Genomic DNA, 20,591 nt, shown 5'->3' with positions numbered 1-20,591 from the left:
ATCCGGGCCTCCTTCATATCCGTGCCTCCTTGGGCACACGCAGCACCCTGAGGAAAAACAGCGTGAAGCCGATCGAGATGGCGAGGATGAGCAGCGCCGAAGCGGCGGCGACATTGCGGTCCTGCAGCGTGAACTGCCAGTTGTAGGTTTCGCCCATCAGCACCGGCAGATTGGTACCGCCGAGTGCCGCGACCACGGCGAAGACCTCGAAGGCGAGGATGACGCGCAGGATGATCGCCGTCTGCAGGCTGGGGCGCAGCAACGGCAGCGTGATGCGCACAAAGCGCTGCCACGGGCTTGCCCCGAACACCTCGGCCGCCTCGTAATATTCCTTGGGGATCAGGCCCATGCCGGCGACGAGGATGACCATCATGATTGCAGTGGCCCGCCAGATCTCCGCCAGCGCCACGGCGATGAAGATGGTCAGCTTGCTCTGGTAGCCGAGGAACATGACCGGCCTGTCGACGACGCCCAGGCTGGAAAGCAGCGTGTTGAGGAAGCCGGACTGGTCGAAGATGGCGAGCCAGATCAGGCCGGCGGCGAGGTCGGAAATGCCGAGCGGAATGGCGAAGACGTAAAGGGCTGCGCTGCGCCCGGTCTCCAGCCGCGACACGACGCTGGCCATCAGCAACGCCATGGTCAGTTGGATCGGCACGACGATCGCGGCAAGCAGCAAGGTGTTGCGCACCGTGGCGGGGAATTTCCAGCTGCCCGCCATGGTGCGGAAATTGTCGAGGGTGAAGGCGCCGTCGCGGGTCACCGCCTCGAAGGCGACGAGCGCGAATGGATAGAGGAAGAAGATGCACAGGAACAGCGTCGCCGGCATCAGCAGCAGATAGGGCAGAGCCTTGCCGTGCATGGTGTTTGTCCTTTGCGATGCCGCCGTGCCGCGGCCTGGGCGCCCGGAGTGCAACAAACCCCGGACGCCCCCTCGGGAGGATGTCTTATCGTTTGACCATGATCTTTTGCGAAAACCGGCTTCCACTTTTCGCTGACGCGGTCCTTCGGTTCGGGATCATGGTCTGCCTATTCCACCGGGCAAGCGCCCTGGGATGGCTTGTCGGGCGCCCAGCATGGCGCCTTCGCCTGGTCGATGATCGCCTTCAGGGCGGCGGCCTGCTGTTCGAGGACGCCGTGCACGTCCTCACCGCCGAGCACGATGCGCTCGAAGGAGTCGGTGTAGACCTGGTTGAACTTGCCGCCGAGGTCGCCAAGCCCCATCGGCAACAGCGCCGGCAGAGCATCGGGAGCACCGGTCATGGTGGCGATGGCAGGGCCGAACGCCTTCACCGAGGCAGGCATGTCGTCGGGCAGCTTGACGTCGACGACGGGGAAGAAATTGGTCGCCTTGAGCGTCGCGATCTGTGTTTCCGGCTTCAGCATATAGGCGACCAGCGCCTTGGCCTTCTCCTGGTCCGGCGAGGTCTTCGGAATGGCAATGCCGGCCACGACAGGCATGAAGCCGCGGCCGGCAGGCCCGGCCGGCGCGGGAAAAGCGACAAACTGATCCGGCTTCTTGTTGAAGGCATCGGCGAGCCGCGCGACATGGTCGAACGCCACCCAGACTTCGCCCGAAAGCAGCGGCTCCTGCATGAAGGCATAGTTGGTCGAGTTCGGGTTGGTGTACTGCCACAATTCCTTGAACTTGTTCCACGCCGTCTCGGCCTCGGCCGAACGGAATTTCGTGACCATCGAACCGGTGTAGGACGGATAGAGAAAGCCTTCGAAGAAGCGATGCTTCAGCCCCTTGGGGCCAGCCGGAAAACCGAATCTCGGCGAGCCGGTCTTCTCGGCGATATTCTTCGACCATTCGATCAGCTGGTCATAGGTGATGGTGTTGAGATCGGTGCCCGCTGGCAGATATTGCAGAGCCTGCTTGTTGGCCGCCATCAGGTAGGTGGCCTGCATCCAGGGCATGTATTTCTGCTCGCCGGTGCCGAGCATGCCGAGCTTCTTGTAGGCCTCGTTGACCTTGACCCCGCCGACATCGACAGCCGACAGGTCGACAAGGTTGGCGCCGACGGTGGAGAAATCGCCGTGCAGGCCGCCAAGCAGGCCGATCGTGCCGGAGCCGGCCTGCAATTCCGCCTGCAGGCGGGTGAGCCAGGGACCGTCCTCGGCAACCTGATAGTCGACCGCGCCCTCGAAGCCCTTGAGCACCTCGTCGCGCATCTTCTGCGTCTCTTCGACCGGGCGCGCCTGCGTCGACCAGAACAGCACCTGCTGGGCCTGCGCACCACCGACGGCGACCGACAGCGTCAGCGCCACTCCTGCCAATGTCTTCAATGTTCTCATCATGGTCTTCCTCCCTGGATATGCGCCTGCATTGCGGCGTCAGCTTCTTGTCCGCGGCGCCGGCCCATGGCTTGCCCGCGCAACCAGTGTCGGCCGGATCAGCCGCGTCAGCGGCTTGCCGGGTTTCTCGGCAATGACAGTGAGCAGCATGTCGGCGATCTCGCGCGCGCAGTGGCGGATCGAGGCGTCGAATGTGGTGAGGCCCGGCGGCGCATAGGCGGAGGCGGCGATGTTGTCGAAGCCGATGACGGACAGGTCGCGCGGCACACCGAGCCCCGCACGGGCGGCCTCCTCCATCACGGTCAGCGCCAGTTCGTCGAACAAAGCGACAATGGCCGTCGGCTTGTCGGGGCCTCGCAGCATCCGGTTGACGGCCTCGATGCGCGCCTCTTGGTCGAAGCGCGGCGCCGTGACCACGTCGAGCCGCACCGAGGGGTCGCCCCGCCGGGCGATGGCCGCGGCAAGGCCATCTTGCCTGAGATGGCGAAAGGTCATCGCTTCCGAGATCGTCACCAGGCCGAAATGGCGGTGGCCGAGATCATAGAGCATGTCGAAGGCTTCGCCGAAGGCGTGCGCGCCATCCGTGTCGAGCCAGTTGTAGCCAAAGTCGCTGTCGAGCAGCCGGCCGTGAGCGACGAACGGGAAGCCACGCTCGCGCAGATAGGCAAGGCGCTCGTCGGTCTCGGCAATGCGGGTGACGACGACGCCATCGGCGCGCCCCGATTCGACGACGTGGCGCAGCACCGACAGTTCGGAATGGCCAAGTGCGGCCGTGGCCAAAATGAGGTCGGCGCCATGCGAGACCAGCCCTTCGCCGAGCCCGGTGACGAATTCGCCCAGGAAGGAATCGACAAGATTGGGGCCGCGTATCGGCAGGACGAGGCCGACGAAACCGCTGCGACCCGAGACGAGCGTACGCGCCGCGGTGTTGGGCACATAGCCGGCCTGGCGCGCCGCCTGCGCGACGCGCTCACGCGTCTTCAGCGCGATCTGCTCATGGCCTGCAAGCGCCCGCGAAACCGTCGTGATCGACAGGTCGAGGCTTGCCGCAAGCTCCTTCAGCGTGATGACGCGGGTGGTCATCGATCCTCCCTCAGGCGAGTTTGAAACGTTTGTAATTGCCTTTTGCAAAAATGCAAACGTTTTAAATTTCGATCGGAGATGGCCGTTTTGCCCGAACATGGAGCGCAAGCAAGTGCGGCGCGCCTGCGTCATTCCGCAGGCCGCCTCCCCAAGGCTCCGTCAATTCGAGGAGAAAAGTCTACTGCAAGATCCGTGCCGCGGACGGCATGGAATGGTCATGCGCGATGCCGGCATCGGCGTCGCCGATCGCCCTATCGAGACCGGTTGCTACCACGGAAACCCTGAAACGGCCTTCCATGCTCTTGTCGAAGATGGCGCCGACGATGATATCGGCATCCTCGTAGACCTCTTCGCGGATGCGGGTGGCGGCCTCGTCGACCTCGAACAGGGTCATGTCGCGGCCGCCCGATATCGAGACCAGCACGCCCTTGGCGCCCTTCATCGACACTTCGTCGAGCAGTGGGTTGGCGATCGCGGCTTCCGCCGCCTTCATCGCCCGGCTTTCGCCTGATGCCTCGCCGGTTCCCATCATGGCGCGGCCCATGCCCCGCATGACCGATTTGACGTCGGCGAAGTCGAGATTGATCAGGCCTTCCTTGACGATGAGATCGGTGATGCAGCTGACGCCGGAATAAAGCACCCGGTCGGCAATGACGAACGCATCGGCGAAGGTGGTCTTGGCATCGGCGATGCGGAACAGGTTCTGGTTCGGGATGACGATCACGGTGTCGGCGGCTTCGCGCAGCCGCTCGATGCCCTCCTCGGCCATCTGCATGCGGCGCCGGCCCTCGAAAGTGAAGGGCTTGGTGACGACGCCCACCGTCAGTATGCCGGCCTTGCGCGCCGCTTGCGCGATGATCGGGGCTGCGCCGGTGCCGGTGCCGCCGCCCATGCCGGCAGTAACGAAGCACATATGCGTGCCGGCCAGATGGTCCATGATCTCGTCGAGCGATTCCTCGGCCGCGGCGCGACCGATCTCGGGCAGCGAGCCGGCGCCCAGACCTTCGGTGACATGCGCGCCAAGCTGGATCAACCGCGTCGCCTTCGACATGGTCAGCGCCTGGGCATCTGTGTTGGCGGCGATGAATTCGGTTCCCTGAAGCTGCTCCACGATCATGTTGTTGATGGCATTGCCGCCGCCGCCGCCGACGCCGATAACGGTGATCTTGGGCCTCATCTCGGAGATTTCCGGCTTCTTGAACTCGGCCATGCCTGCTTCTCCTTCGCCAATTGCGCGCGCTTCACGACCCACGAGCAGACTGTCTGCAAGACACTGCAATCGAGCGGCATGACGCGAATCAGTCCGCTCGGATGGGTGCCCCAAAAAGCCAGAGAGCGGCCGGACGTGCAAGTGCGCGCAAGGTCAAGATTTGTGAGCGCGATATTGCAAACCGCCACGCGGATGCCGCGTGCCTGCAACCCAAGCCGAGAGGCCAGCAATTACGCTGCCCAGCGAACGTTGCGCCGAGGCGAACGCGATACATGGCGCCGACGCTGATCATGCATGCCAATCACAGACAAAGCCGGCTGCGTTGTCCGAGCTGCGCGAAACCGGGCTGCAGGACAATCTCCCGCCTGCGCCGGCATCGTGTCGCGCGACCTGCCCTTGGCCGCATTGCTGACGGCTTGCCGCGTAACGATTGAGGCGTCTATCATGCACCGATATATCGCTGACTTCGGCGTCCGCCGTGCTCGGCCCAATCAGGATCACCTGCGGCTGCCGTCGTCAGGCCAGATTTCAGAACGAACGAAGTAGCGCCCGCCAATGGCCGACAGAACACGATTCGGGCTGAGCGCCATCGACAGCGTACCCCTGCATGAGAAGGTCTATCTGGAGCTTGTGCGGGCACTGATGTCGGGCCAGTTCACGCCCGGCCAGAAGCTGACGTCGCGCAAGCTCGCCAAGGAACTCGGCACCAGCGACATGCCAGTGCGCAGCGCCTTCATGCGGCTGCAGGCGCTGCGCGCGCTAAGCCCGATGCCGAACGGCAGCGTCGAAGTGCCGGTCATTTCGGCCGAACGGTTTTCGCAATTGACCGCCGTGCGCACGATTCTGGAAGGCTCGGCGACCGAACTCGCGACAAAGCGCATCAACGGCAACAATCTGCGGACGATCCGACGCCACAGCACCGAATTGACCCTGGCTGCGCGCGAGGGCGATATCGACGACTATCTCAGGAAGAATTACGCCTTCAAATTCTCGATCTATCGCCATTGTGGTAACGAGCAGATGATCTTCCTGATCGAGACCGTGTGGATGCAGGTCGGCCCCTTCCTCAGGAACCTCGCCATGGGGTTCGAGGACGATCTCGCCTCCATCCTCGACATCGACTATCACGAGGAAGTCGTCGCCGCGATCGAGGCGCAAGACGCGGCGCGTGCTCGCGCGGCCATCGCTCGCGACATCGACGAAGGCGCGGCGCACATCCTGCGCCAGGCCAGATTTCCGGGCGCCAGAGGCTAGGATTGGACGGCGATAGTCGCTCGCCCCAAAGGCCGATCGTGCCAGCCCGGCGGCGAAGCAGGCATGCCGAATGCCCCTTGGCTTTCCGCCTTCTAGCCTCTATGTTGCGATCGCAGATCGCGCAATTGGTTTTGAAATGCCTCCCGATATCCCAGCTAGTGACTTGAAAAAATAAGGAAAAATATCCCGCAGTGGCTGGATAGGCTTTCCGAAAACTCACAAGCGTTTTTTACCAGGGATAGCGCAGCCGGCAGGGCTTGGGCACCTTCGAAAACCAGAGGTTTTAAAATTGAGCGATGCAATTGCGGACGTTCTGAGCTGGCTTGAAAGCAGAAGCGACATACAGAGCCTGAGGGCGGCGGTGTGCGACCTCAACGGCGTCATGCGGGGAAAACGCATACCGGTGGAGCAGGCCCGCAAGGCGCTGGAAGGCAAGCTGCGCATGCCCTATTCGCTGATCGGGCTCGACATCTGGGGCGAGGATATCGAAGGCAACACGCTGGTCTTCTCCACCGGCGATGCCGATGGACTCTGCCAATGGACGGGACGCGGCATCCTACCGGTGGACTGGACGGCGCATCCGACCGCGCTTGTCCCGCTCTGGCTCGCCGATGAAAGCGGCGCGCCGTATCTCGGCGATCCCCGGCGGGCGCTGGCCCGTATCCTCGACCGCTACAGGGCGCTCGGCCTGACCCCGGTCGCGGCAACGGAACTTGAATTCTATCTGGTTGATCCGCAATCGCAGCGGCCGGTCGGCCCTGTCTCGCCGGTCACCGGGCGGCGCCTCGATTCCGACGCGGCGCTGTCGATCGACGAGATCGACGATTTCGAAGCCTTCATCCACGACGTCTACGAAGCCTGCCGGGCGCAAGGCATTCCTGTCGACACGGCGATTGCCGAAAATGGCGTCGGCCAGTTCGAGATCAATCTGAACCATGTCGCCGACGCGCTGCGGGCGGCCGACGACGCCGTGCTGTTCAAGCGCACGGTGAAGGGCATTGCCCGCAAGCACGGCTTTGCCGCCTGCTTCATGGCCAAACCCTATGGCGACCGCGCCGGCAACGGCTTTCACGTCCATTTCAGCCTGGTCGACGCCGAAGGGCGCAATGTGTTCGACGACGGCACCGACCAGGGCTCGGAAACCATGCGCCACGCGGTCGGCGGGCTGTTGGCGGCGATGGCCGAGAGCACGCTGGTGTTCGCACCGCACTTCAATTCCTACCGCAGGCTCCGCCCGCGTTCCTATGCGCCGACCGCGGTCGCCTGGGGTTACGAGAACCGCATGGTCGCGATCCGCATTCCCGGCGGCCCGACCGGAGCGCGCCGCATCGAGCATCGCGTATCGGGGGCGGACGCCAATCCCTATCTGGTGCTTGCCGCCATATTGGGTGCGGCCCTGATCGGCATCGAAAGGCAGATGTCGCCGGGCGAGCCGACCGGGAGCGACGGACAAGGCGCGGCACCAGCCAAGCTGCCGCCGGACTGGGCCTCGGCGATCGCCACCTTCGAAAGCGGTACGCATGTGGCGGAGATCTTCCCGGCGATCCTGCGCGACTCCTTCGTCGCCTGCAAACGCCAGGAGTTGAATACGTTTGCTCTCAACGTCAGCGATTTCGAGATCGAGACCTATCTCGAAAGCGTTTAGGCTCAACTGACCATAAGCATCGGCGCGGACGACTTTCCAGCAGCCGCATTGCTGGCAGATGCAGACGCGGATCGGCAGGCCGAAGGCGATGATGGCACATGACGCCGCCGCGCTTGCCGCGGAAGCGACCGGCTTCTTCGGCCAGGCGCATCTGACGCGCGTGTTCAAGTCCGTGGTCGGAGTGACGCCCGGCGCCTGGATGAAGAGCGCCGGCAGCCCGTGACATTTCCACCTTCATGGAACCGAGCATCTAGCCAGTATGACAGAACTGGCGTGCAGCGATCGGTCATGTCCCGGCAGCTGCGGTACGGCCAGCAGGCCCCGAGCGTCTTGCGCACCGAAACCCAATCGTGTCAGACAGGCTCGCGCCAGGGCCGCATTGCTGTCGATGACGACCAATCCACTGACATCGTTGAGGCTGGCGGCCACCACCGACAGTTCGGTGCAGCCAAGAAGGGCGGCATCGGCGCCGGCCGTTTGCGCGATATCAAGCGCGCGCTCGGTCTCGATCGCCGCCTCCATCGTCGAACCGGCCTTGACGAGACTGATCGCGTTGTCGACGCGCTCCTGGAACTCGGTGTTCGCGGGAAGGCAGAGCCCAAATCCCGCCGCCGACATCTTGTCCTGATAGAAGCCGGAGACCAGCGTGCCCTGGGTGGCGAGAATCGCAACCCGGCCCCGGTCCAGGCCACGACGCGTTTCGGCCACGGCTGCGTCGCCGATATGGACGATCTGCGCTTGCGAATTCGCCGCCAGTTGGTCGTACCAATGATGGGCGGTGTTGCAAGGCATGGCAATACAGGTAACACCGAGCACATTGAGCGTCGAGACCGCGGCTTTCAGAGGCGCCAGTGGTCCGTCATGGTTGCCAAGGATCGCCTCGGTCCTGTCGGGCAGCTGTGGCACGCTGAGGATGACGGCAGGCACATGGTCGTTGTCCCGGAATGCCTGGGTCATTCGGGTCAGCTTGAAGTAGAAGTCGGCCGATGCAAGCGGCCCGAGGCCGCCGATAATGCCGAGTTGGGGACGGATGCTGTCGTCGATCATCGGACCGGCTCGGCTTCGAGGTGTTCCGAGACGGTTTCGACAGGCTGCGTCGCCTCCCTGTGGCTGGGCGCGATCATTGCCGTGCTCGCGGCGACCGTGCAAACGCTGGCCAGCGTCATGAACGTGTCCACGGCCGCATCCACCGCGACGAACAGGGCGAACGCCGCTTCAAAGGGGAGCTTCAGGTAGCCGCACACGATGGACATCTGGGACAGGATGAGCAGGCTGCCCATGCCGCCGGTCGTGAGTGCGAGAAGCGCGGAAGCGATGCCGACGAGCACGAGGTCCGACACGCCGAGCGGATGGCCGTAGAGCTGGGCGATGAACAGGGTGCCCGAGGTGTAGAGCAGCGCCGGGCCGGTGCGCAGCAACGCCGCCTGCAGCGGCACCAGCAGTTCGACGACCACCAGGTTGAACCGCAGGCGCTCGCTCAACAGGTTGATGACCCACGGCAGCGAAGCGACGGTGGAGCGCGTGGTGATGGCCACCATCAGCAGGGGCTGGCAGGTCTTGATCGTCGTCCAGTAGCTGCGCCGCGACCGGATGGCGATAATGGCAAAGGCGCCGGCGACGAATATGAGGCAGGAAAGCCCCATCACCAGCAGGTAACCGCCCATCAGCATGAGCGGCTTGGTCCCGGTCGTCGCGGTCTGGTCCGCGATCAGGATGAAGGTTGCGAAGGGCAATCCCCAGATGAACCAGTTAGTGAGGACCGTACAGGCCCGGTAGACCGCGTTGAGCGCCTGAGTCAGGCTCATGGACGAAGGTTGGGGGATCTTGCCCATGGCGAGCCCGAAAAGCAGGCAGAACAGCAGGACCTGGATGGTCTGGCCCGAGGCCAGCGCGTTGAAGACATTGTTCGGCACCAGGTCGAGCAGGATCGAATGCCCGGTGTCGGCGCCTTCGTTGGATGGCGGCTGGAACGGGAAGGCGAGATCGGTGGAGACGCTGCCCTGCGAATTGATGAACTCGCCAAGCTCGATTCGCGACTGGGGGTTCTCGATCTGGCCCGGCTGGAGGATCAGCGACAAGCTGCCGCTCACCAGTACGCCCAGGAACGACACGACCAGAACGGCCATACCCACCTTGCCGAGGTAACGCACCGATTTGGGGTCCTGGACCATCGCCGTGATGGAGAAGATGACCGACGAGACCAGGTAAGGCAGGACGACCATCTTGAGGAAATTCAGGTAGAGCTGCGCGACAGGGCTGATCGCATGGGCAAAGGCCGGATAGTAGAGACCGCACAGGATCCCTGCCCCGATCATCGCGAGCGTCGTCACCGGCGAGCGCAAGATGCGCCTTGCCGCGAGGCGCCAATCGAAAGGCACGGGACCGGCTACGTCGGAGATGGCCATGTCAGGCTTTGCTCCCCTGGCGATAGCGGGCGATGATCTCGTCCGTGTTGAGGACCTGCTGCCCCCGGGCGAGATCGAGATAGAGGTCGACAAAGGCCGCGAGGTGCGGATTGTCCGGCCGCACGCCGACGGCGATGGTGTCGACCTTGTCGGTCAGCGTGATCGAGCGCGCGACGACCGTCATCGACGGATCGTCGACCATCAGCTTCTTGATCTCGAAATCATCGCGGTAGGCCATGTCGAGCGTCCCGTTGCGGATCGCATCGATGATCAAATCCCAGCTGGCGAAGCGGCGGATCTGCGCGTGCGGGAAGGTTGTCGGCGCATAGGTGGCGAATGAAGAGCCCTCGATCACGCCGAGATCGCCCGTGAATTCGCGGATGATCTGCTCGGGCGGCTTGCCTTGCGCAATACGCGCCAGGTTGAGCCGGTTGGCGATCAGCCCTTGGCGCAGCATGGCGTAGGGCCGGGAATAGACGATCGACCGACCGCGCTGAAGGGTCCGGCTGAGCTTGCCGATCGCCAGATCCGCTTGGCCGGAACTCACCAGGTTCACCATGCCGTCGAATGTTGCGGCGGAGCGGTCGAACACCGGCTCCACGCCAAGCTGCGCAGCGATGCTGTGCGCCAGTTCCATGTCTATGCCATTGTCGCCCAGCCCATCGGCCGGGAAGAACGGATTGGAAGCAAAAGCCGGCATTGCGATACGCAACACATCGCCGCCTGCGACGGGCTTTGGGGCGTCCTGCGCCTGAGTGCTGGCCGCCTGAGCCTGCGAGATCAGCAACCCACCGCTTCCGGCCATAAGCAGCGTACGACGCGTAACCGACATGCGCATTCTCAATTCGTGCGGGAGAGCAAGCAAGCAGGTCTGCCCACTCCGCAGTATGCACGCGGAGGTTAAGTAAGCGTATATTTTACATTGCGCTCTTTCTGGATAGTGAGCGAAGCGGCACAGCATCTCAAAATATAAGTATTTCCTGATAGATAAGATCGCGGAAATGGGCGCGTTGCTGCACGTTTGAGGGCAATCGCGGGCCGACCTGCCGGTTCAAGCCGGTGGTTGGATCGGCACCGGGCGCGCCTGGCCGAAGGCCGTTCGTTCAAGCTGAGGGTGCACACGACCTGGTAGCGCCTTGCTGACCCCGCCAGCGATAACCCATCCGCCGACCAGGCGGCCTACGCCTACGAGGACCGCTCGGCCTTCAGCACCGAGACCGCAGCCTCGCTGTTGTGGACATAGTCGTTGGCGTCCGGCTGCTTCTGCAGAAAAAGGATGAACAACAGATCGGTCAGCGTCAGCTGCGCGTCGCGTGCGGTGATTGAGGAAGAGCGCGCGCGCTCCTCGTCGGCGATGGTGTAGAGGCGGATGTCGGCGACCCGGCTCAGCGGATTGTCGTGCAGGCCGGTGACGGCGATCACTGTCGTGCCGCGCTTGGCGGCGAGCTCGGCGATGCGCAAGGTTTCGATGCTGGCGCCGGAATAGGACAGCGCGAACAACACGTCGCCAGGCCCGAGCGTCGCGGCATTGGCCATCTGGATGTGGCTGTCGCTGTCGTGCAGCACGTTGCGGCCGAGCTTCATCAGCTTGTAGGAGAAATCGCGCGCCACCAGCGAGGAGGCGCCGACGCCGACCAGGTGGATGCGGCGCGCGCCATCGAGCAGCTCCAGCGTCCGGGAGATGATGCGCTCGCTGTTGGCGGCGACGGTCTGCTGCATCGATAGAAGCTTGCTGCCGATCAGTTTCTTGAGGATGACCGGATAGGTGTCTCCAACCTCGATCGAGCCGTGGATGACGCCGGCCGGCACCTGCCAGTCCTGTGCCTTGGCCTCGCTGACGGCGAGCTTGAGTTCCTGGTAGCTGGCATAGCCGAGCTTCTGGCTGAACTTGACGACACTCGACTGACTGCGCCCGATCTCGGCTGCCAGCGCTGCCGTCGACAGGCGCAGCATCTGGTCGGGATTGTCGACGATGTACTGGCCGATCTCGCGGTCGCCGGGCGCCATGCCGTCGAGCTTCGCATTGATCTTCTTGAGAACGGACATGGACCCTCAGGAGCGCTTCGATGCTCGGAGGAATAAAATATTCCAATTTCGATTGACAGCCAAGAACGCAGAATTAAATCTCGAACCTGCCAGGTTCGAGAATCGAATGGCTCTCCCGGAGAGACCGGCCTCCGACCGGGCTTTCGCCACGAAAGGGTTCAGCCATGGACAGATTGCGGATCGTCGGCGGACCAAGACTGGAAGGCGCGGTCACCATTTCCGGCGCCAAGAACGCTGCCTTGCCACAGATCGCGGCCGCCCTGCTCAGCCCCTACCCGCTCGAGCTGACCAATTTGCCTGATGTGACCGACGTCGAGAACATGCTGGGCGTGGTGCGGCTTCACGGCGCCGAAGTGACGCGATCGGCGCATGCCGCGATGATCGACACAAGTGCCGCCGTTTCCAAGGAGACATCCTACGACACGGTACGAAAAATGCGCGCGACGGTGCTGGTTCTGGCGCCGCTGCTGGCCCGTTTCGGCCATGCCCGTGTTTCGCTGCCGGGCGGCTGCGCGATCGGCGCGCGGCCGGTCGACATGCATGTCGCAGCGCTCGCCGCGCTCGGCGCCAGGATCGCCATCGAGAACGGCTTGATCGTCGCTTCGGCGCCGAACGGGCTGACCGGGACGCGCATCGTGCTCAGCTCGCCGTCCGTCGGGGCAACGGAAACCGCCATGATGGCGGCGACCACGGCCAGGGGCGAAACCGAGATCCTCAACGCGGCGCGCGAGCCGGAAGTGGCCGATCTCGCCGCTTGCCTCAACGCCATGGGAGCGCGCATCGAGGGCGCCGGCACGCACCGCATCCTGATCGCCGGCGACACCGGTTGGCACGCGGCCAGGCACGACATCATTCCCGACCGCATCGAGGCCGGGACCTATGCCATCGCCGCGGCAATCACCGGCGGCCAGCTCGAGCTCACCCATGCCCGGCTCGAGCATATGGCCTCGGTGGTGCAATTGCTGGAAACCACCGGCGTCAGCGTCTGGCCCGGCGATCGCGGGCTCATCGTGTCGCGCGACCGGCCGCTCAAGGCCGCCGATCTCACGACGGAACCCTATCCGGGGTTTCCGACCGACCTGCAGGCACAGTTCATGGCGCTGATGTGTTGCGCCGAGGGTGCGTCGCTGCTGCGTGAAACCATCTTCGAGAACCGCTTCATGCATGTGCCCGAACTGATGCGCCTCGGCGCCAACATCAAGCTGCAAGGCACCATGGCTTTGGTGCGCGGCGGCGAGAAACTGCATGGCGCGCAGGTGATGGCCACCGACCTGCGCGCCTCGGTGTCGCTGGTTCTGGCAGCGCTGGTCAGCGAAGGCGAGACGATCATCAACCGCGTCTATCATCTCGACCGCGGCTATGAGCAGTTGGACCGCAAGCTGCGGCTTTGCGGTGCCGACATCGAGCGGCTGAGCACATGAGCGGCGCTGACTATTTTCTCGGCGTCGATGGTGGCGGCACCGGCTGCAGGGCTCGTATCGAAGATGCGGAAGGCTACGTGCTTGGACAGGGCCTGTCCGGCCCGGCGACGACGCGGCTCGGCATCGACGCGGCCTGGGCCTCCATAGCCAAAGCCTTTGGTGCGGCGATCGAGGAGGCTGGCTTTGGGCCGAGCGAGACCTCCCGGATCCGCGCCGGCATCGGGCTTGCCGGTATCGGCCGGAAGGGCGCGTTGGAAGTGCTGCGGGCGATCGCGCACCCCTTTGCGAGCATCGATTACGTCAGCGACGGTGTCGGCGCCTGCCTGGGCGCCCATTCCGGCAGGGATGGCGCCATCGTAATTGCCGGGACCGGCTCGATCGGCCTCGGCTTCGTCGAAGGGCGCGACCTGCGCGTCGGCGGCTATGGCTTTCCGATCTCCGACGAAGGCAGCGGCGCCGATCTCGGCCTGAAAGCCGTGCAAATGGCGTTGCGCGCCCATGACGGGCGGCACGAGCGGACGGCGCTGCTGGCGGAAGTGATGCAGCGCTTCGAGGGCGATCCCATGGAAGCGGTCGCCTGGATGGACGGCGCCAGCGCCACGGATTACGCCGCGCTGGCGCCGATGGTGATGCGCCATGCCGACCAGGGCGATCCGGCCGGACGACGCATCGTGCAAAGTGCCGCCGAGCAGATCGACACGCTGGTGCGGGTGCTGTTCGAAAAAGGCGCGCCGCGCGTGACCCTGCTGGGCGGCCTCGCCAGTGCGCTCGAACCCTGGCTTTCGCCCGATGTAAGGCGCCGCCTGAAGCCCGCCGACGGCGACGCCGTGTCCGGTGCGATCATCCTTGCCAAGAGATCATTCTGCGTAGGGCAGGCTTAGCGACATAGGAATAAAATATTCCAATTTCCTGTTGACGATACGAATATCCAATTCTAAAAAGTTAACAATGAAAAACCTATGATGACGGACCCAAGGTCCGTGTGCCTGTGGCCCGTTGAGCCATGTCGGACGCCGGCAGCAGAATTTTTTGAAAGCACTGGAATGACCGAGCAAGGGTTGATGTCTGAGCTGGACCTGCTGGTTTCCGAAGGCCGCAATCCGCGGACGATGGATATCGACCTGCTGCCGACCATCGATGTGCTGCGCAAGATCAATGACGAGGACAGGATTGTGCCTGTGGCTGTCGAAAAGGTGCTGCCGGAAATCGCCGCCGCGGTCGACCGGATCGTGCTTGCCTTCCAGAAAGGCGCGCGGCTTATCTATGTCGGCGCCGGCACCAGCGGCCGGCTCGGCGTCCTCGATGCGTCGGAATGCCCGCCCACCTTCGGCGTGCCCGAGGACATGGTGATCGGCCTGATCGCCGGCGGCCCGGACGCTTTGGTGCGGTCGACGGAAGGTGCCGAGGATGACCCGAAAATGGGCGCGCAGGCCCTGCAGGAGATCGGGCTCACACCGGACGATGTCGTGGTGGGCATCGCCGTCAGCGGGCGCACGCCTTACGTCATCGGCGGATTGAACTATGCGAAGCAGGTCGGCGCGACCACGGTTGCCCTGTCCTGCAATCCGGCATCGACCATTGCCGGCATCGCCGACATCGCCATCTCGCCGGTCGTCGGGCCTGAGGTTCTCACCGGATCGACCCGGCTGAAGTCGGGAACGGCGCAGAAGCTGGTGCTCAACATGCTGACCACGGCCTCGATGATCCGCATCGGCAAGAGCTATGAGAATCTGATGGTCGACCTCAACCCGTCCAACAAAAAGCTGGTCGCGAGAGCCATCAGGATCGTCATGCAGACCAGCGGCTGCACGGCGCAGCGTGCCAAACAGGTGCTCGCCCAGACCGGCAATGATGTGAAGCTGGCGATCCTGGTGGCGATCACAGGCTTCGATGTCGAGGCGGCGCGCGCGGCGCTCGGCAAGGCCGGAGGTTTCCTGCGAAAGGCGATCAGCGACAGGACGGCATGAAGCCGCTTTAGACAAGACGGCGTGAAGCCGCATAGACTGGGCCGATACTCCAAAGCATGTGTGTCTTGGAAGCGGTCCGTAGAAACTGCAAGGCCTCAAGTTCAAATCATAATGGGAGACGAAAATGGCAAGGCATCTCACAAGAACACTCCTGTCGGCCATCACGGTTGCCGCGATGCTCGGCGTGGCTGTGGTTTCGACACAGGCCGCGACGCTGCACATGGCGTGGTCGCAGGACGCCACGGGACTTGACCCGCATAAACAGACGGCCTTTTCGTCGCTGCGGCTCCTGGAACTGATCTATGAGCCGCTGGTGCGCGTCGATGCCAGCCTGCAGATCATCCCGGCAATCGCCACTTCCTGGGAATTCTCCAAGGACGGCAAGGAGCTGACCTTCAAGCTCGATCCCAAGGCGAAATTCCAGGACGGCACGGCCGTCACCTCCGCCGACGTCAAGGCCTCGTTCGAGCGCATCCTCGACGAGAAGACCGGCGCGGCCGCGCGCGCCAATTTCCTGTCGATCGCCGGCATCGACACGCCTGATGCGGCCACCGTCGTCTTCCATTTGTCGCAACCCGACGTGCCGATCCTGACGGCGATGAGCGATGTCAACGCGGCGATCGTCCCAGCCAGTGAAATCAAGGCCGGGTCGATCGGCACCAAGGCGCTTGGTTCCGGCCCGTTCAAGCTCGACAAATGGGACCCCAACGCCAAGGAGGTGCTCAGCGCCAACAAGGACTGGGCCGGCGGCGCGACCGGCGTCGACGGCATCGAGATCAGCGTGCTGCCGGACGAAGCGGCGATCCTGGCCGCCATGCGCACCAAGCAGATCGATTTCGCCCTGCTCAACGATCCGCTGGTCGCGACACTGGTGCCGAAGGAGGCCAGCCTGCAGCTGAACCGCGTGCCGGTGCTTGCCTATCACGTGCTGCAGCTCAACCCGTCGCGCAAGCCGATGACCGAGCTCAAGGTGCGCCAGGCGATCTCCTGCGCCATCGACCGGCAGGAGGTGCTGGACACGGCTTCGCTGGGCGAAGGCAAGGTCACCGGACCGCTGACCATCCCAGCGCTGGCGACCGATCCGAGCCAGCTGTTCTGCTACAAGCGCGATGTCGAAAAGGCCAAGAAGCTGATGGCCGAGGCCGGCTTTGCCGACGGCTTTTCGGCGACCGTGATCGGCGCCACCGGCGAGCCGCCGACGGCGGCCGCGGAAGCCCAGGTCATCCAGTCGCAGCTGGCTGAAATCGGCGTCAAGCTCGACATCAAGATGATGGAGCTCAACGTCTATGTCGACGCCTGGCTGAAGGGCGATTTCGACATGGCGATCGCGCTCAATGGCGGCCGCGCCGACCCGTACACGATGTACAACCGCTACTGGACCAAGGCAGGCAATCTGCAGAAGGTGGCCAACTACATCGACGACACGCTGGACAGCCAGATGCAGCAGGGCCGCGCCGAGACCGAACCGGCCAAACGCAAGGCGATCTTCGCCGCATTCGAGAAGCACCTCGCCGAGATGTCGCCGTGGATCTGGCTCTACACCTCCTACAGCTACACGGCCCAGCAGAAGAACATCGCCGGCTTCGTGCCGACGCCGACAGGCACGCTGTTCAGCCTGAGCAAGGTTACCATCCAGAAGTAGCCGCAGCAGGCATTGGACGAGAGGTATCCTTCGCGTGAACTATCTGATGCGACGACTGGCGACGTTTCCTCTCGTCCTGCTTGGCGTGTCCATCCTTGTCTTCGTGGCGATCCGGATGGTGCCGGGCGATTCGATCACGGCGATGCTGGGGACGGAGGCGGGGCTGCTGACGCCGGCACAGCGGGATTCGCTCGCCGCCTATTTCGGCATCGACCAGCCCTGGTTCGTCCAGTACTGGCGCTGGATCGGCGGCATCCTGCACGGCAATTTCGGCATTTCGGTCACCTATGGCAAGCCGGTGCTCGATGTCATCCTCGAACGCTTCCCGCTGACGCTGGAATTGGCTCTGCTGTCGATGGTCATCGCGCTTGCCGTCGGCATGCCGGCCGGCATCTATGCCGCCACGCATAGCGACAAACCGTCCGATCTCGGGGTCCGCGTCGTCGCCATGATCGGCCAGTCGACGCCGAGCTTCGTGCTCGGTCTCTTGATCATCTACACGCTGTCGGCCGGCTTCGGCGTGCTGCCGGCGATGGGCGAATTCGCGCCGCTCTGGCAAGATCCCTTGCGCAATCTCAGCCAACTGATCCTGCCCGCCATCACGCTCGGCTTTGCCTTCGCAGCGTCGGTCACGCGCATATCGCGTTCGGCCATGCTCGACGTTTTGAGCGATGACTATGTACGCACCGCGCGCAGCAAGGGGGCGTCGGCCCGCAGCGTCATCTGGCGGCATGCGCTCCCCAATGCGCTGATCCCGGTGGTGACGCTGAGCGGCATCGAATTCGGCTATCTCCTGGGCGGCGCCGTCATCGTCGAGCAGATTTATGCCTTGCCCGGCCTCGGTCGCATGGTGCTGGACGCCATCCTGCAGCGCGACTACGCGCTGGTGCAGGGAGCCGTGCTGTTCATCGCCTTCAACTTCATGATCGTCAATCTCCTGGTCGACCTCGCCTATGTCGCGCTCGATCCGCGCATCCGGCTGGGAGAGCAGTGATGCGCATCCTGCGCGCCATCTTCGGCCATGGCAGCGGCCGCATCGGCGGCGTCATCGTCGGCATCTATGTCATGATCGCCATCCTCGGCCTGCTCGGGCTGACGCCGCACAATCCGATCACGCAGTTCCGCGTCGACCGGCTGCACGCACCGAACGGCGCCTACTGGATGGGCACCGACCTTTTCGGCCGCGACGTCGCCAGCCGATTGATGGCCGGCACCGGCCAATCCTTCACCGTCGCCTTCTTCTCGGTGGCCTTCGCGACCCTTGCCGGCACCGTGCTCGGGCTGGCCGCAGCCTGGCTCGGACGCCGCTGGGATGGCGTAGTGATGCGCATCATGGATGTGCTGCTGGCCTTCCCCGCCATCCTTCTGGCACTGCTCATCGTCACCGTCGCCGGGCCAGGCACATGGACCAGCGTCGTTGCCATCGGCATCGTCTACACGCCGATCTTCACGCGCGTGGTGCGCGGCCCTGCCCTGTCGCTCAAGGCACGTGAATTCGTCGACGCCGCGCGCACTTTCGGCAGCAGTCCCAGCTACATCGTCACGCGGCACCTGCTGCTCAATCTGGTGGCGCCGCTGACCGTGCAGGTGACGCTGGCGCTGGCCTGGGCGCTGCTGACGGAAGCCGGGTTGAGCTTCCTTGGGCTGGGCACACAGCCGCCCGCCGCCTCGCTCGGCCTGATGCTGAGCGACAGCCGCAATCTGATGGAGACCGCGCCCTGGCTGATGATCTTTCCGGGACTGACCATAATGATCAGCATCCTCGGCTTCAACCTGCTGGGTGATGCCTTGCGCGATATCCTTGACCCCAGGATGCGGAGGGTGCCGGCATGACGCCGCTGCTGTCGGTCCGCGATCTGCGCGTCGGCTTCGGCCGCGATCCGCACACCAACGAGGTGGTGCGCGGCGTCAGCTTCGACCTCGCCGATGGCGAAACACTGGCCATTGTCGGCGAAAGCGGCTCGGGCAAATCCGTCACCGCGCTGTCGATCAACCGGCTGATCGATTTTGGCGGCGGCCGCATTACCGGCGGCGCGATGATGTTGAAGCGGGCCGACGGCAGCCTCTTCGACCTGATAACTGCCACCGAACCGCATCTGACCGGCATTCGCGGTGCCGAGATCGGCATGATCTTCCAGGAGCCAATGACCTCGCTCAATCCGGTGCTGACCATCGGCACACAGATCGAGGAATCGTTCCGGCTGCATCGCGGCCTTACCGGCCGGCAAGCCACGGCGGCGGCCAAGGATGCGCTCGACCGCGTGCGTATTCCCGATGCCGCGCGGCGGCTGAAATACACGCCAAACCAGCTGTCGGGCGGCATGCTGCAAAGGGTGATGATCGCCATTGCGCTAGCCTGCAACCCACGCCTGCTGATCGCCGACGAGCCGACCACCGCGCTCGACGTCACCGTGCAGGCGCAGATCATGGCGCTGCTGGCCGAGTTGAAGCGCGAAACAGGCATGTCCGTCATCTTCATCACCCACGATATCGGCCTGGTTGCCGGCATCGCCGACAAGGTGATGGTGATGCAGAACGGGCAGGCCGTGGAGCAAGGCGAGCTGAACCAGATCCTCGACAGGCCGCGGCACCCCTACACCCAGCATCTGCTGCAGGACGTGCCGCATTTCGCCAATGGAAGCGCGACCCGCGCGGACGGCCTGCGCGACAAGGGTGAAAACACGGAGCCGGCCTTGAAGGTCGACGGACTGGTGGTGCGGTTCCCCCTCAAGAGCAATTTCTTCAGCCGCGCCACCGGCGCCGTGCATGCCGTCGATGGCGTCGATTTCGACCTGATGCCGGGCGAGACTTTGGCCATCGTCGGCGAGAGCGGTTCGGGCAAATCCACCACCGCGAAGGCGGTGCTTGGGCTGGTGCGCTCGACGCGCGGCAGCTTCTCGGTTGGCACTCGAAAGGCTTCCGCGGAGCGCCGCGCCAAGCCCGTGCAGATGGTGTTTCAGAACCCCTACGCCTCGCTCAATCCGAGGCTGGCCATCGAGAGCATCCTGGCCGAACCGGTGATCGCCAATGGTGGTCGTGTGGACACCGAGACACGCGCCAGAATGGCGAGCCTGCTGGAACGCGTCGGCTTGCCCCGAAATAGCCTGCAGCGCTATCCGCATGAATTCTCTGGCGGCCAGCGGCAGAGGCTGTGCATTGCCCGCGCGCTGATGCTCAACCCGTCGGTGGTCGTTCTCGATGAGGCGGTGTCGGCACTGGACGTCTCGGTGCAGGCCAAGGTGCTGGAGTTGCTGGTCGAATTGCAGCGCGAGTTCGGTCTGGCCTATCTCTTCATCTCGCACGACATGGCGGTGGTCGAGCGGATCGCGCACCGCATCGCCGTCATCTATGCCGGCCAGATCGTCGAGATCGGCGACGCGGCCTCGGTGCTGTCGAAACCGAAGCACTCCTATACGAAGAAGCTGATCGCCGCCGTTCCGACCATCGAGCGGCGGCGCGAGCATTTCGAGATCGACACCCGCCAGGTTCCCTCGCTGGTGCGCCCGCAAGGGTTCGAGCCGGCGCCGGCGAAATGGGAGCAGTTTGGCAGGGATCATATGGCGAGGGTCGAGGCGTGATGGCCCAGGGATATCTCAGGTTAGCGGGACAGCGCCCCCCTCTGC

General features: G+C 64.0%; 17 protein-coding genes and 1 pseudogene. 10 read left to right on the top strand and 8 right to left on the bottom strand.

Annotation, left to right across the window (positions count from 1 at the left end):
* Window positions 1-13: 13 nt before the first annotated feature.
* The 4 genes and pseudogenes from FJV83_RS02195 to ftsZ form a co-directional block, all read right to left on the bottom strand.
* Window positions 14-859, bottom strand: a complete 846-nt coding sequence (locus tag FJV83_RS02195; protein WP_142875315.1) for a sugar ABC transporter permease — start codon at window positions 857-859, stop codon at window positions 14-16.
* Between the two features lie 167 nt (window positions 860-1,026).
* On the bottom strand, window positions 1,027-2,298 hold the full coding sequence (locus tag FJV83_RS02190) for an ABC transporter substrate-binding protein (protein ID WP_142884934.1): 1,272 nt from the start codon (window positions 2,296-2,298) through the stop codon (window positions 1,027-1,029).
* Window positions 2,299-2,334: 36 nt separating this feature from the next.
* Complete coding sequence (locus FJV83_RS02185) at window positions 2,335-3,378, bottom strand: substrate-binding domain-containing protein (protein ID WP_142884933.1); 1,044 nt, start codon at window positions 3,376-3,378, stop codon at window positions 2,335-2,337.
* Between the two features lie 253 nt (window positions 3,379-3,631).
* Window positions 3,632-4,588 (bottom strand): annotated as a pseudogene (gene ftsZ / locus FJV83_RS02180) (cell division protein FtsZ); the annotation flags it as partial.
* A gap of 555 nt (window positions 4,589-5,143) precedes the next feature.
* On the opposite strand from ftsZ, the gene FJV83_RS02175 reads away from it, so the two are divergent.
* The 3 genes from FJV83_RS02175 (at window position 5,144) to FJV83_RS02165 (ending at window position 7,710) form a co-directional block, all read left to right on the top strand.
* On the top strand, window positions 5,144-5,842 hold the full coding sequence (locus FJV83_RS02175; protein WP_095771182.1) for a GntR family transcriptional regulator: 699 nt from the start codon (window positions 5,144-5,146) through the stop codon (window positions 5,840-5,842).
* Window positions 5,843-6,131: 289 nt separating this feature from the next.
* Complete coding sequence (locus FJV83_RS02170; protein WP_095771183.1) at window positions 6,132-7,487, top strand: glutamine synthetase family protein; 1,356 nt, start codon at window positions 6,132-6,134, stop codon at window positions 7,485-7,487.
* A 58-nt stretch (window positions 7,488-7,545) separates the two neighbouring features.
* Complete coding sequence (locus FJV83_RS02165) at window positions 7,546-7,710, top strand: helix-turn-helix transcriptional regulator (RefSeq protein WP_179295777.1); 165 nt, start codon at window positions 7,546-7,548, stop codon at window positions 7,708-7,710.
* Window positions 7,711-7,721: 11 nt separating this feature from the next.
* Here the strand turns inward: FJV83_RS02165 and FJV83_RS02160 are convergent, their stop codons facing one another.
* From FJV83_RS02160 to FJV83_RS02145, 4 genes are all read right to left on the bottom strand, one after another.
* Window positions 7,722-8,534 carry an amino acid racemase gene (locus FJV83_RS02160; protein WP_095786714.1) on the bottom strand — a complete coding sequence of 271 codons (813 nt, stop codon included), beginning with the start codon at window positions 8,532-8,534 and terminating at the stop codon, window positions 7,722-7,724.
* On the bottom strand, window positions 8,531-9,829 hold the full coding sequence (locus FJV83_RS02155; RefSeq protein WP_246691778.1) for a cation:dicarboxylase symporter family transporter: 1,299 nt from the start codon (window positions 9,827-9,829) through the stop codon (window positions 8,531-8,533). Before FJV83_RS02155 ends, FJV83_RS02160 begins: the two co-directional genes overlap by 4 nt.
* A 64-nt stretch (window positions 9,830-9,893) precedes the next feature.
* Window positions 9,894-10,724: a transporter substrate-binding domain-containing protein gene (locus FJV83_RS02150; protein WP_185973307.1), complete on the bottom strand. Its 831-nt coding sequence runs from the start codon at window positions 10,722-10,724 to the stop codon at window positions 9,894-9,896.
* 353 nt (window positions 10,725-11,077) lie between these two features.
* Window positions 11,078-11,938, bottom strand: coding sequence for a MurR/RpiR family transcriptional regulator (locus FJV83_RS02145; RefSeq protein WP_095786716.1), 861 nt, complete (start codon window positions 11,936-11,938; stop codon window positions 11,078-11,080).
* A 164-nt stretch (window positions 11,939-12,102) separates the two neighbouring features.
* On the opposite strand from FJV83_RS02145, the gene murA reads away from it, so the two are divergent.
* The 7 genes from murA (at window position 12,103) to FJV83_RS02110 (ending at window position 20,546) form a co-directional block, all read left to right on the top strand.
* The gene (gene murA / locus FJV83_RS02140; protein ID WP_142884932.1) at window positions 12,103-13,359 is read left to right on the top strand and encodes a UDP-N-acetylglucosamine 1-carboxyvinyltransferase; all 1,257 of its coding nucleotides are present in this window, start codon (window positions 12,103-12,105) and stop codon (window positions 13,357-13,359) included.
* Entirely contained in the window at window positions 13,356-14,240 is an 885-nt protein-coding gene (locus tag FJV83_RS02135) for an N-acetylglucosamine kinase (protein WP_142884931.1), read from the top strand. Before murA ends, FJV83_RS02135 begins: the two co-directional genes overlap by 4 nt.
* 162 nt (window positions 14,241-14,402) lie before the next feature.
* Window positions 14,403-15,326 carry an N-acetylmuramic acid 6-phosphate etherase gene (murQ, locus tag FJV83_RS02130; protein ID WP_142875309.1) on the top strand — a complete coding sequence of 308 codons (924 nt, stop codon included), beginning with the start codon at window positions 14,403-14,405 and terminating at the stop codon, window positions 15,324-15,326.
* 124 nt (window positions 15,327-15,450) lie between these two features.
* Window positions 15,451-16,968, top strand: coding sequence for an ABC transporter substrate-binding protein (locus tag FJV83_RS02125; protein ID WP_095786720.1), 1,518 nt, complete (start codon window positions 15,451-15,453; stop codon window positions 16,966-16,968).
* A 34-nt stretch (window positions 16,969-17,002) separates the two neighbouring features.
* Window positions 17,003-17,962, top strand: coding sequence for an ABC transporter permease (locus FJV83_RS02120; protein WP_095771191.1), 960 nt, complete (start codon window positions 17,003-17,005; stop codon window positions 17,960-17,962).
* On the top strand, window positions 17,962-18,801 hold the full coding sequence (locus FJV83_RS02115; protein ID WP_142884930.1) for an ABC transporter permease: 840 nt from the start codon (window positions 17,962-17,964) through the stop codon (window positions 18,799-18,801). The genes FJV83_RS02120 and FJV83_RS02115 overlap by 1 nt, the downstream gene beginning before the upstream one ends.
* Window positions 18,798-20,546: an ABC transporter ATP-binding protein gene (locus tag FJV83_RS02110; protein WP_142884929.1), complete on the top strand. Its 1,749-nt coding sequence runs from the start codon at window positions 18,798-18,800 to the stop codon at window positions 20,544-20,546. The genes FJV83_RS02115 and FJV83_RS02110 overlap by 4 nt, the downstream gene beginning before the upstream one ends.
* The last annotated feature ends 45 nt before the right edge of the window (window positions 20,547-20,591 follow it).

The organism is Mesorhizobium sp. WSM4307, assembly GCF_007003945.1.
Lineage (GTDB): Bacteria > Pseudomonadota > Alphaproteobacteria > Rhizobiales > Rhizobiaceae > Mesorhizobium.
The sequence above is the reverse complement of the archived record's forward strand: the minus strand, read 5'-3'. Positions and strand labels throughout refer to the sequence as shown.

Coding starts and splice junctions, on each gene's coding strand:
- FJV83_RS02195 (WP_142875315.1), bottom strand. CDS start 859: ATGCACGGCAAGGCTCTGCCCTATCTGCTGCTGATGCCGGCGACGCTG.
- FJV83_RS02190 (WP_142884934.1), bottom strand. CDS start 2,298: ATGATGAGAACATTGAAGACATTGGCAGGAGTGGCGCTGACGCTGTCG.
- FJV83_RS02185 (WP_142884933.1), bottom strand. CDS start 3,378: ATGACCACCCGCGTCATCACGCTGAAGGAGCTTGCGGCAAGCCTCGAC.
- FJV83_RS02175 (WP_095771182.1), top strand. CDS start 5,144: ATGGCCGACAGAACACGATTCGGGCTGAGCGCCATCGACAGCGTACCC.
- FJV83_RS02165 (WP_179295777.1), top strand. CDS start 7,546: ATGCAGACGCGGATCGGCAGGCCGAAGGCGATGATGGCACATGACGCC.
- FJV83_RS02160 (WP_095786714.1), bottom strand. CDS start 8,534: ATGATCGACGACAGCATCCGTCCCCAACTCGGCATTATCGGCGGCCTC.
- FJV83_RS02150 (WP_185973307.1), bottom strand. CDS start 10,724: ATGTCGGTTACGCGTCGTACGCTGCTTATGGCCGGAAGCGGTGGGTTG.
- FJV83_RS02145 (WP_095786716.1), bottom strand. CDS start 11,938: ATGTCCGTTCTCAAGAAGATCAATGCGAAGCTCGACGGCATGGCGCCC.
- murA (WP_142884932.1), top strand. CDS start 12,103: ATGGACAGATTGCGGATCGTCGGCGGACCAAGACTGGAAGGCGCGGTC.
- FJV83_RS02135 (WP_142884931.1), top strand. CDS start 13,356: ATGAGCGGCGCTGACTATTTTCTCGGCGTCGATGGTGGCGGCACCGGC.
- murQ (WP_142875309.1), top strand. CDS start 14,403: ATGACCGAGCAAGGGTTGATGTCTGAGCTGGACCTGCTGGTTTCCGAA.
- FJV83_RS02125 (WP_095786720.1), top strand. CDS start 15,451: ATGGCAAGGCATCTCACAAGAACACTCCTGTCGGCCATCACGGTTGCC.
- FJV83_RS02115 (WP_142884930.1), top strand. CDS start 17,962: ATGCGCATCCTGCGCGCCATCTTCGGCCATGGCAGCGGCCGCATCGGC.
- FJV83_RS02110 (WP_142884929.1), top strand. CDS start 18,798: ATGACGCCGCTGCTGTCGGTCCGCGATCTGCGCGTCGGCTTCGGCCGC.